This window comes from Clostridium aciditolerans (assembly GCF_016316925.1).
GTDB lineage: Bacteria > Bacillota > Clostridia > Clostridiales > Clostridiaceae > Clostridium_AM > Clostridium_AM aciditolerans.
This window is the reverse complement of the sequence record NZ_JAEEGB010000003.1, coordinates 165,619-177,999: the sequence shown is the minus strand read 5'-3', so window position 1 is coordinate 177,999 and position 12,381 is coordinate 165,619. Positions and strand designations below refer to the sequence as shown.

Below are 12,381 nucleotides of genomic sequence, written 5' to 3'. Positions count from 1 at the left end.
TCTAGTCTTTTTTTGATAATATATCATAGTAGAAAGTAACAAATTTAAACGCTAATAATCTCGTAGCAGTATCTTTGTAATTATTCTCTTCAAGGCTTGGCTTTCATCTGTATTTGGAAGTTCATTAGCCAATATCAGAGCTTTATTAGTATACCTTTGAGCGGTTTCTCTTGATTTTTTTAATCCAGCAGAGTTTTTTAAAAGGTTAAGTGCTTCATCGAAATTACCTTCCTTTAAATAAGTTCTTAAATGAGCATTTCCTCTTCTCAACTCATATAAAACAGGTAAAGTGTATATACCTTCTCTAATATCATTTCCAGAAGGTTTACCTAGAATACGATCAGAAGATGTTATATCCAGTAAATCATCTATTAATTGAAATGCCATTCCTGTGGAATAACCTATACTTTTTAATTTTTTAACTATATCTATATTGGCATTACTTTCATATGCGCCCATAGATAAACTAAGAGAAAAGAGAGAAGCACACTTACTACTAATTCTTTTTAAGTAACTTTTAATTGTAGAATCTAAGGAGTATAGAGAATAAAATTGATTTATTTCACCTCTACATATTGATTTTATAGTTTCAGACACATCTATTATACTTTTATTAGAGCAGTTTTTTGAAAATATAACATATGCTTGTGAAAAAAGATAATCTCCTGTAAATAATCCGGATTTTACTCCATGCGTGCTATGAATTGTCTTTTTGCCTCTTCTAATATTTGCCTCATCAATTATATCATCATGAACAAGGGTAGCTAAATGTAATAATTCTACTCCTGCAGAAATATTAATGAGTTTTTCTTTTTCAATTTTCCCAAAGCTTCCTCCAATTAATGTAAAAGTACCTCTAATTAATTTTCCATCATCTGCAGCTAAATCATTTAGAAGAAGTTTAACTGTTGAGTCATTATCTATTAAATTGTTCCTGATAATCTTTTTAAGTTCTATTAAATCTGTATTAAACATGCCAAGGGATCCACTTTCTCTTAACATAGATTTTCCTCTTTTCTGTGTTAGTTATGTTGAATATATATTTGTATCTATAATTATTTTATTTTTTTCTAATTAATATAGAACATATTTCTATTTTAACTTAAAATATTAAATCCATAAATTAAAATTAACTTAATAATAAGTACTCCAAACTTGATAAAGTTACATATAATAGATAATGGGAATTTTTAGAAATAATGATTTAGGAGGCTTGTTATGGAAGAAGTTATCACCTTAGCAAGATTACAATTTGCTGCTACCACCATTTATCACTTCTTTTTTGTACCATTAACAATTGGATTATCATTTTTAATTGCAGTAATGGAATCCTTATACGTTAAAACAAGGAAGGATAAGTATAAGCAAATGACTAAGTTTTGGGGTAAACTATTTCTTATAAATTTTGCAATGGGAGTTGTAACAGGTCTGGTGCAAGAGTTTCAGTTCGGGATGAACTGGTCTAATTACTCAAAATACGTTGGAGACATTTTTGGTGTACCTTTAGCAATAGAAGCACTACTTGCTTTTTTCCTAGAATCAACTTTCCTTGGAATTTGGATTTTTGGATGGGAAAAAGTTTCAAAAAAAGTACATCTTATTTCAATATGGATTGTTGCATTATCAACTACACTTTCTGCCTTCTGGATTTTAACAGCCAATTCATTTATGCATGAACCTGTAGGATACACTATAAAAAATGGAAGAGCAGAACTAACAAGCTTCACTGAGATTATTTCAAATCCGCACCTTTGGGTTCAATTTCCTCATACTATTTTTGCGTCACTAGCAACAGCAGGATTCTTTATATTAGGAATAAGTGCATATCATATTATAAAGAAAAATAATGGGGAATGGGTTAAAGCTTCATTAAAAATAGGAATTATAGTTTCAATTGTTTCAACATTATTAGTAGCAGGCATGGGTGATGTTCAGGGCAAATATCTAGTTAAGCATTTACCTATGAAGATGGCAGCAGCAGAAGCTTTATGGGAAACAAAGGATCCTGCACCACTAGCTATAATAGCTATAATTGATGAAAAAAATAAGAAAAACTCCTTTGAAATAAGCATACCAAAGCTTTTAAGTTTTATGAGCTACAATAGTTTTAGTGGTAAAGTTGAAGGTTTGAATGATATACAACAAAGATATGAAAAACAATACGGGCCAGGCAATTATATTCCGCCTGTTACAATATCATTTTATTCTTTTAGGTTGATGGTTGCCGCTGGAATATTCATGCTTTTGCTGTCATTGACTGCTTTATTTTTCTATATAAGAGGTAAAATCTACGAAAAGAAAAAACTGCTTAAAATTTTAGTTTTATCAATTGCACTACCTTATATTGCAAATACCACTGGTTGGATATTAACAGAGATAAGCCGAACACCTTGGATAGTATTTGGACTTTTAAAGCTTGATAAGGCAATTTCTCCTACTGTATCTAGTACCTATGTTTTAACATCCTTAGTAGCTTTTGTAGCTGTATATTCAATATTAATTATTATAGATTTATATTTAATGTTCAAGTTTGCCAAGATACCTCCAGAAGGAAATAAACCTTTAAATCAAAAATTTAATGACAATAGGGAGGGATCATTATGGATCTAGCAGTTGTATGGTTTATATTAATTGCTATTTTATTTATAGGATTTTTCTTCCTTGAAGGTTTTGATTTTGGAGTAGGAATACTTCTTCATTTTCTAGGAAAGACAGATAAAGAAAGAAGAATTATTATAAATACAATAGGACCATTTTGGGACGGTAATGAAGTTTGGCTTATAACAGCTGGAGGTGCAATATTTGCTGCATATCCAGTATGGTATTCAACTATGTTTAGCGGCTTTTACATGGCTCTTCTTCTAGTACTTATTGCCCTTATACTTAGGGGAGTTGCCTTTGAATTTAGGAGTAAGCATGAAAGTATTATTTGGAGAAAGATTTGGGATTGCGTAATATTTGGGAGCAGTTGCATTTTATCAATACTATGGGGGATAGCCTTAGCAAACTTAATTAAAGGTGTTCCAATAGATAATAAAATGAATTATGTTGGTGGATTTTTCGATTTGATTTCTTTTTATACATTAATTGCTGGAACAGCAACCTTATTCATATTTATCCTTCATGGTGCGATTTTTTTATCATTAAAAACAGAAGGTGCAATAGAACAAAGGGCTTTGAAAGTAGCTAGGAGCTTTGGATTATATGCAATAGTAATTGCTTTAGTGCTTATAATAGAGACTTTTGTAAAAACTGACCTATATAACAGTAAGTTTGCATTAAGTACATCTATATTAGCTGTAATATTTTTATGTTTAACTTGGTACTTGATTAGAAAGGAAAAAGCTAAAATTGCTATGATATCGAATGGTCTTTCAATTGCACTTGGTGTTGGGTCCTTATTTTTAGGAATGTTTCCAAGGGTTATGGTTTCAAATATAAAGCCTGAGTACAGTCTAACAATTTATAACGCTGCTTCAAGTCATAATACCTTACTTTTGATGACAAAGGTAGCATTGATATTTGTTCCTATTGTACTTGCATATCAGACCTGGACTTACTGGATATTTAGAAAAAGAGTTACAGGAAAGGATTTAGAGTATTAAAACCAAATATAGATAACTGATTATTTAGCTCAATATAGAGTAACTTAACCATACACAAGAACTCTAATTTGAGAGTGCAAAAGAGTTCTTGTGTCTCCATTTATATAGAAATAGGTGTAAGTTAGATGCAAATATACCATAAGGAGTATATATACTTATGTTAAATAAAAGATTGTTAAAAGAAAGCAGCATAAAAAAATTATATATACCTGTAATTATTATTAATGCAGTTATAAATTCTATTTTTATAATAGTTACAGCCGCGCTTTTAGCCTTAATAGTAGAAGGAGTATTTTTCAAAAGGTGTAATTTAAATAAGATTAACTTATATATTTTATTGTTTTTGTTAAATGCTGCTTTTAGATTTGTTTCTAACTTTTTTATTCAAAAATACATTAAAGACTGTTCAGAGGATATAAAGAATAAGATAAAGTTAGAATTTTTTAATTTAATTCTTTCAACTAATCCATATAAAATTAAAAAAAACAGTACAGGAGAACTTGTTAATATACTTACAGATGGAATGGAAATGATTACGCCTTACTATTCTCAGTATATTCCTCAAGTAGCGACCGTTGTTTTTATATCCTTAATGATTTGTACTGCTGTGGCTTTTGTAGATAGATTATCAGCATTGATAATGGTTATAACCTTTCCAATAATTCCAATATTTATGGCCCTTATAGGCTATAAAACTAAAGAATTAAATGAAAAACAGTGGAAAAAACTTAATATTCTAAGTTCACATTTTTTAGATATGCTCCAAGGATTAAATACATTAAAAAGTTTTGGTAGAAGCAAGATTCAGGAAGAAAAAATATATGAGATAAGTGAAAGCTATAGAAAATCAACAATGGAAGTTTTAAAAGTAACATTTCTCTCATCATTAGTTTTAGAATTATCGGCGACAATTAGTACTGCTGTTGTAGCAGTAGGCTTAGGTTTAAGGCTAGTTTATGGTAAAATTAGTTTTTTACATGCGTTTTTTATATTAGTACTTACACCAGATTTTTACATGCCACTTAGACAATTAGGGATGAGATTTCATTCTTCATTAAATGCTCAGGTTGTTATTCAAAAAATTGAAGATATGGAGAAGGAACTTAAGTCTGAGGAATACAATTATTCAACATATAATGTACAAGCAAATAAGAAGAAAGGGTGTAGCAAAAAGAAAAGCGATTTAAAAATAGATATTAATAAAGGTTTAAATATCGAAGTTAAAAATTTAAGATTTTCTCATGAATTTAAAGATAATCTAAATAATATAAGTTTTACGATTAACGCAGGAGAAAAGATTGCCTTAGTAGGGGAGAGTGGCTGTGGTAAAAGTACTTTGATAAATATTTTAAGTGGATTTTTAAAAGTTGATGATGATATGGTTTATATAAATGGTATCGATTTAAACAGTATAAACAAAGATAGTTATTTTAGCAAAGTTGCAATAGTACCTCAGTTTCCTCATATTTTTAATATGGACATTGAAAATAACATTTTAATGGGAAATAAGATGAACAATAGCAATATCTTAAATATCTATCAAGCTACAAAGGTTGACTTATTTTCAGAGGAATTTAAAGACAAATATAAAACAATTATTGGAGAAGGTGAAGAAATAGAAATTAGCGGCGGGGAAAGGCAAAGAATTACACTCGCAAGAGCTGTAGTAAAAAATGCTGATTTTATAATATTAGACGAAGCTACTTCCGCTTTGGACTCTAAAACAGAAGAAATTGTTGTAGATATTATGAAAGATTATTTTGAGAATAAAACAGTCTTAATTTCAGCTCACAGGTTAAATACTATAAAAGCTGTAGATAAAATTTTAGTTCTACAGGATGGTTATTTAATTGAAATAGGTAACCATGAGGAACTAATGATGAGTAGAGGCAGGTATTATAATATGATGAAGTGAAACTTGCTTCAAAAGAGCTTTTCATTGTATGGCTGGTACAGTTATTGAATAAAACTGCGGAGGAAAGTTAATGAGATTTTTTAAAGTTATGAACTATCTTATGAAAAAACATATTCCACTTGTTATTCTCTCATTATTTATGGGGACTTTTACCATATTAAGTAGTATAGGAATGTTCTCAACCTCTTCTGTTTTAATATCTAAAGCCGCTCTTCATCCAGATGTATTAGACTTAATGATTTTAATAGTTGGTGTTAGATTTTTTGGAATATCAAGGGGAGTATTTAGATATTTAGAGAGAATTTTTTCACATGATACTACTTTCAGAGTATTAAGTAGCGTTAGAAAATGGTTTTATAAAAATTTTGAGGATAACTACTCAGAAAATAATAAAGTTTATAAAAAAGGTGATATTTATAGCAAAATAGTAAGTGATGTAGATTCATTGAAAGAGTATTATTTAAGAGGAGTTTATCCATTAATAATAGCAATTTTAACGGGAATAATTACTGCTATACTTCTATCATATTTTAATAAAATTATTTCCTATTATTATATTTTAATTTATTTCTTTTGTGGTATCATTTTACCTCTTATATTATTTATATTTAATAGTAAATTAATAGAAAAAGAGTCTGAGGTAAAAAAAGAGCTAAACTTAATTCTTTTGGATATGTTAGAAGGTATTTTAGAAGTAACAATTTATTCTATGAAGGAGGAATTTAATTATAAGTTTAGCCTATTAAACAATGAATTATCTAAAATACAAAAGGGAAAAAATTTTATTGCTACGGTGGAAGATAACATACATGCTTTATTTGTAAGCATAGGAGTGGCTATATCGCTGCTAGTAGCTGCACCGTTAGTAACAGAAAATAAGTTATCTGGTATATACTATGCCGTGCTTCCACTTGCGATTATGGCTTCCTTTGAAGCATTACTGCAGATTCCTAGTATACTTTATAAACTTCAGATTTCACATAATGCTGGAAATAATATTTTATCCATTATAGAAAATAGCGAGATTGATAGATTCAATAGTTTTAGAACTCATACAACCCCCAAATCTAATACTATTTTTAACAATAATTTTACTGCCATTCTAAGTAAAAATAATTCCAGTAATAATGAGAGAGATTCTTCTCAAAATTATACCAACCCAAATGGACATATATTCATTAAAAAGGAATTAGATAACTATAATCTTTCAGTTGAAAATTTAAGTGTATATGATAAGAACTCTGGAAACTTTATTATAAAAGAATTGTCCTTTAATCTTCCTTACAGAAAAAAGATAGGGGTAGTTGGACTTAGTGGTTCTGGAAAAAGCTCTATTTTAAAAACATTGATGGGATTTATGAAGTTTCAAAAAGGAGATATTAAGTTGGGTGGCATATCATATGACAAGTTAGTAATAGATGAAATAAGAAAGGTATATACTTATGTTGAGCAAAATCCATATATTTTTAATACTACAATTAAAGAAAATTTGCTTATAGCAAACACAGGGGTAGATGAATATTCTATTATTGATACACTGAAAAAAGCTCAGGTGTTTAACTTAATTAAAGAACTTCCGGAAGGGTTAGACTCCTTTCTAGGAGAGTATGGGTCTAAAATTTCAGGTGGCGAGAAGCAGAGACTGGCAATTGCACGGGCCTTATTAAAAGATAGTAAAATAGTGCTGTTAGATGAACCAACTGCTAGTTTAGATGTAGTACTCGAAGAGAAGGTTATAGACTCAATTCATGATGCTATTAAAGATAAAAGCTGCATATGGGTAACGCACAGATTAGTAAGGATGGATAGAATAGATGAAATTTTAGTTATTCACAGAGGAGAAGTAGTGGAAAGGGGTACACATAGTGAATTATTAAATAATAAAGGGCAGTATTATAAGCTATGGAGTGCACAACACCAATATTTATTTTAAAGGAGAGTTGCTATGAAGATATTTATAGTTGGAGGAGGATTTGCTGGTATTAACGCAGCAAAGAATCTCTCTAAAAAACTTTCAACTTCTCATGAAATTTACTTAATAGATAAAAAAGAATATACAACAATGCTTCCAAACCTTCCTGAAGTAGCTAGTGGCAGATTGGAGAGCAGTGATGTAAGAGAAAATATAATAAATTTGCTTCCACAATCAGTGAAATTTATAAAAGAAGAAATATTAGAGATAAATTTTGATAAAAAAACCATAAATACAAATGAAAATGAGTATAAATATGATTATCTAATTTTAGCAACTGGCTCTACAACAAACTTATTTGGTTTTAATCAAAGCTTAGATAAAGTAAATGTATTAGATTCATTAGAGGCAGCTGAAAACATTAAAATGAAATTTTCAGAGTACTTAGATACTGCACCGGAAGCTACATTAGTAGTATCAGGAGCTGGTTTTACTGGGATGGAACTTGCTTGTAACTTATATGATCTAAGTAAAAGAAAAGAGAAAAAACTGAATGTTATTTTTGTGGAAAGAGCGAATAGAATACTACCTATGATTTCTGAAAAGTTATGCTCTCATGTTATAGACAAGTTAAATGAACTTAAGTTTAAAATATATACTGATAATCAAATTATGACATTTGATGGAAAAGATATAACTTTAAAGAACAATGAGGTTATTAAGGATGTATTTTTCTGCTGGTGTAGCGGAGTTAAGTCTGCATTAAAGCCTAGTGGAGAATACAAAATGCTTCCAGATGGAAGAATCATAGTTGATGAATTTTTATCAATTCCAGAGTATCCTGAAGTTTATGCAGTTGGAGATGCAGCTGCTATAAAGGATAAAAATAATAATTTTTTAAGAAGAGCTGTAACCTTTGCACAAATGTCTGGTAGACATGGGGCTAAAAATATTGTATCTGTAATAAATAAAAAACGAAGAATATCATTTAAACCTATGGACTTAGGGTGGATAATACCTATTTATATTTCTAGTATTGGAGCTGTGCTTGGCAAGGACATAAAAGGGCGTAAAGGAATATTTATGCATTATGTATTATGTGGCATTAAAAATTATAATTTTAGAAACTTTTGGTCAGAGTTAAAAGCTGCATTTAAATATCCTTTTGTAAAACCATAAGGCTTAAGGTGTTGTATTGATTAAAAAATCAGTACAGCACCTTTTGTATTTAATTTTCATGATCATAGTAGATTTTTTATTACTTGTAAGTTTATTGGATGCTATTTTAAATTTAAATCTGAAAAACTTGGTATTAAATTTTATCTTAATAAATATTGTAATATTAGTACTTTTTAAAAGGATGGTGTTTTATGAAAGTCATAATTATTGGCGGTGGTTGGTCTGGTTGCGCTGCAGCAATAACTGCAAAAAAAGCTGGGGCAGATGTAGCTTTATATGAAAAAACAGACTTACTTTTAGGTCTTGGAAATGTAGGAGGAATATTTAGGAATAATGGTAGATATACTGCAGCAGAAGAACTAATCAACTTAGGTGCAGGAGACTTAATACATTTAATGGATGACAATGCTAAACATAAGAATATAAACTTTCCCGAACACAATCACGCATCCCTTTATGATGTAAGTAAAGTTGAACCAGTGGTAAGGAATTATCTAGCAGATTTAGGTATTGAAATAAACCTAATTAGCAGAGTAGCAACTGTAGAAAAAGATGATAATAAGATAAAGTGTATAAAACTTCAGTATGGAAGTTTGGTAGAAGGAGATGTTTTTATAGATGCTACTGGGTCTACAGGTGCTATGGACAATTGTTCAAAGTATGGTAACGGTTGTGTAATGTGTATTTTAAGATGTCCTACCTTTGGTTCAAGGGTAAGTATTAGTGCTAAAGCTGGTGTAAAAGATTTAAATTCTGAACGGGAAGATGGAACTCCTGGTGCATTTAGTGGATCTTGCGAGATTCCAAAGGATAGTTTGTCCGATGATATTGTGCGTGAGCTAGATGAAAAAGGTGTAGTTGTTTTAAAGGTTCCTGCTGAGGACGTAAATCCAAGTAAGCTAAAAATTAAGGTTTGCCAACAATATGCTCTTAATCAGTTTGCAGAAAACTTAGTGCTTCTTGATACTGGCCACATAAAGCTTATGAGTCCTTTTTATCCTGTTGATAAACTTAGAAAAATTAATGGATTGGAGAAAGTTAGATTCATGGATCCTTATTCTGGTGGTAAAGGCAATTCTATAAGATATCTAGCAGCAGCTCCAAGAACCAATGACTTGAAAGTAATAGGGGTAGATAACTTATTCTGTGCTGGTGAAAAATCAGGATTTTTCATAGGTCACACAGAAGCAATTTGTACTGGTTCCTTATCAGGTCATAATGCGGTAAGATTTTTACTCAACATGCCTTTATTAACTCTACCAACTTTAACAGCTATAGGAGATATTATTTATTATTCGAATTACAGGTTAACAACATCTGATGGCAAGAAAATTAGACATACTTTTTCTGGAGCAGAGTATTTTGAAAGGATGAAAAGTTTAGGACTTTATTCAACTGATAATGAAGATATTAAGAATAGAATTGAAACCTTAGGGTTGAGCAATATTTTTGCGAAAAAACTAGGGTAGAATTGTATGCATTAAACAAGATCATAATAGCTAGCGTTAAATAGTTTATATATTGATTAGTATCAAGAGCTTTTTCAGGATAAGATTAAATTTTACTTTATAAAAAATAAGTTTTGGACATGCTAACAGCTTTATTCTCGATACTTATCGTTAGCATGTTCAAGCAAATAGAGTTTTTTGCAGTCAACTTTTGAGGAGCATTTTTTACATTCTAATACTAGATGGAGTATTACTAAATAAAAGATAGTACTCTTTTATTTTTTGGATATACTAAAGATTATTATATTTATAGAAGGAAGGTGATAGAATGACTGATAAAGATGTAGTACCCAATATACTTATAAATGAAAAATCTCCATACTTATTGCAACATGCTCATAATCCTGTAAATTGGTACCCATGGGGAGAAGAGGCATTTAGTAAAGCAAAAGCTGAAGATAAGCCTATATTTTTGAGTATAGGATACTCAACCTGCCATTGGTGTCATGTAATGGAACGTGAATGCTTTGAAGATGAAGATGTAGCAAAAGTATTAAATGAAAACTTTATTTCAATAAAAGTAGATAGAGAAGAAAGATCGGATATTGATAGCATATATATGACCTTTTGTCAGGCTTATACAGGAAGTGGTGGGTGGCCCCTTACCATAATAATGACTCCAGAGAAAAAGCCTTTCTTTGCTGGAACTTATTTTCCAAAAGAAAGTAAATATGGTCGACCAGGACTGATAGAACTGTTAGATTCCATATATGATATGTGGAGTAAGGATAAGAAGAGACTGATAAACTATAGTCTTGAAATGATTGACCAGATAAAGAGAGAAACTGAAATTGAAATTGATGAAAATAACAAAATTAATGAAAGTGTTATAAAGGAAACCATAGAGTCTTTAAAACAATTTTTTGATAAAAGATATGGTGGTTTTAGTAGAGTACCTAAGTTTCCAACGCCGCATAATATGTACTTTTTATTAGAGTATTACATTAAAACTGAGGATAAAAAGGCTCTAAACATGGTTGAGGAAACCTTAAAGCATATGTATAAGGGAGGAATCTTTGACCATGTAGGATTTGGATTTTCCAGATATTCTACTGATGAAAAATGGCTAGTTCCTCATTTTGAAAAGATGCTTTATGATAATGCACTTTTATCCTTGATTTATACAAAAACTTATGAAATCACAGGTAAAGAATTATATAAAAGAATTGCAGAGAAAATATATACTTATATGATAAACAATATGATATCGCCTGAGGGGGGATTTTATTCAGCAGAGGATGCAGACTCAGAAGGGATAGAAGGCAAGTTTTATGTATGGGATATAGAAGAAATAGAAAAAGTACTTGGAAAGCAGGATGGGAAAACTTATTGTGAGCTATATGGAATAACAGAAAGAGGGAATTTCGAAGAAAAAAACATACCTAACTTAATAAATAGGGATATAGAAAAGTTAGAATTAAACGAGAATCTAAAAGAGCAACTGGAAAAAATGAGAGCTAAACTATATGACTACAGGGAAAAAAGAATACATCCTTTTAAAGATGACAAGACGTTAACATCATGGAATGGTTTAGCCATTGCATCCTTTGCTTATGGTGGAAGAATTTTTAATAATCAAAGCTATATTGAAATATCAGAGCGAGCAGCTGATTTTATATTAAAAAGACTTATTCGAGATGATGGAAGGCTTCTTAGTAGATATCGTGAAGGAGAATCTGCATATGCAGCAGTACTAGAAGACTATGCATTTGTAATATGGGGGCTTATAGAACTATACAAGGCTAATTCTCAGTATAAATATCAAGAAAAGTGTATTTATTTACATGATCAAATGATGAAACTTTTCTGGGATGAAAAACAAGGTGGCTTATACTTATATGGGTTAGATAGCGAAGAACTTATAGTAAGACCTAAAGAACTTTATGACGGTGCTATTCCTTCCGGAAACTCCGTAGCTACATTCAACATGTTAAGACTTTATGACATCACTGATGATACTAAGTTTAAACAATTTGCTGAGAGACAATTTAAAGCATTCGGAACAACAGCAAAAAGAAATCCTATTGCATATACACATTTTATAACAGCATATATTAATTCTTTCAATCTGTTTGAAAAAATATAATACTTATTTATATTAAAAATATTATCACAATATGTAATTTATAGGAGGTGCTTGCAGATGATTACTGCAAATATCTCCTATTTTGCGTAGTTTAACGACAAAAAAGTATTTTTTTGCTAAATTTTATGCAAAATTTAACAAGAAGTTATTGAAGTTCATAAAATATTAATGTAAAA

Annotated in this window: 8 protein-coding genes; 7 read left to right on the top strand and 1 reads right to left on the bottom strand. The window is 30.1% G+C overall.

Annotated elements, in window-relative coordinates:
- Positions 1 to 51: 51 nt before the first annotated feature.
- A complete protein-coding gene (locus tag I6U51_RS02005; RefSeq protein ID WP_211140926.1) occupies positions 52 to 1,002 on the bottom strand; it encodes a polyprenyl synthetase family protein in 951 nt (316 codons plus the stop codon).
- Positions 1,003 to 1,218: 216 nt separating this feature from the next.
- Between I6U51_RS02005 and I6U51_RS02000 the strand changes: the two genes are divergently transcribed.
- From I6U51_RS02000 to I6U51_RS01970, 7 genes are all read left to right on the top strand, one after another.
- Entirely contained in the window at positions 1,219 to 2,610 is a 1,392-nt protein-coding gene (locus I6U51_RS02000; protein WP_211140925.1) for a cytochrome ubiquinol oxidase subunit I, read from the top strand.
- Positions 2,601 to 3,605 (top strand): cytochrome d ubiquinol oxidase subunit II, encoded by a 1,005-nt coding sequence (cydB, locus tag I6U51_RS01995; RefSeq protein WP_211140924.1) that lies wholly within the window; start codon positions 2,601 to 2,603, stop codon positions 3,603 to 3,605. Before I6U51_RS02000 ends, cydB begins: the two co-directional genes overlap by 10 nt.
- 157 nt (positions 3,606 to 3,762) lie before the next feature.
- Positions 3,763 to 5,520, top strand: coding sequence for a thiol reductant ABC exporter subunit CydD (gene cydD / locus I6U51_RS01990; RefSeq protein ID WP_211140923.1), 1,758 nt, complete (start codon positions 3,763 to 3,765; stop codon positions 5,518 to 5,520).
- A 70-nt stretch (positions 5,521 to 5,590) separates the two neighbouring features.
- A complete protein-coding gene (gene cydC / locus I6U51_RS01985; RefSeq protein WP_211140922.1) occupies positions 5,591 to 7,453 on the top strand; it encodes a thiol reductant ABC exporter subunit CydC in 1,863 nt (620 codons plus the stop codon).
- Between the two features lie 12 nt (positions 7,454 to 7,465).
- Complete coding sequence (locus I6U51_RS01980; protein ID WP_211140921.1) at positions 7,466 to 8,611, top strand: NAD(P)/FAD-dependent oxidoreductase; 1,146 nt, start codon at positions 7,466 to 7,468, stop codon at positions 8,609 to 8,611.
- Between the two features lie 191 nt (positions 8,612 to 8,802).
- Positions 8,803 to 10,080 (top strand): FAD-dependent oxidoreductase, encoded by a 1,278-nt coding sequence (locus I6U51_RS01975; protein WP_211140920.1) that lies wholly within the window; start codon positions 8,803 to 8,805, stop codon positions 10,078 to 10,080.
- Between the two features lie 307 nt (positions 10,081 to 10,387).
- Positions 10,388 to 12,205 carry a thioredoxin domain-containing protein gene (locus tag I6U51_RS01970; RefSeq protein WP_211140919.1) on the top strand — a complete coding sequence of 606 codons (1,818 nt, stop codon included), beginning with the start codon at positions 10,388 to 10,390 and terminating at the stop codon, positions 12,203 to 12,205.
- Positions 12,206 to 12,381: the final 176 nt, after the last annotated feature.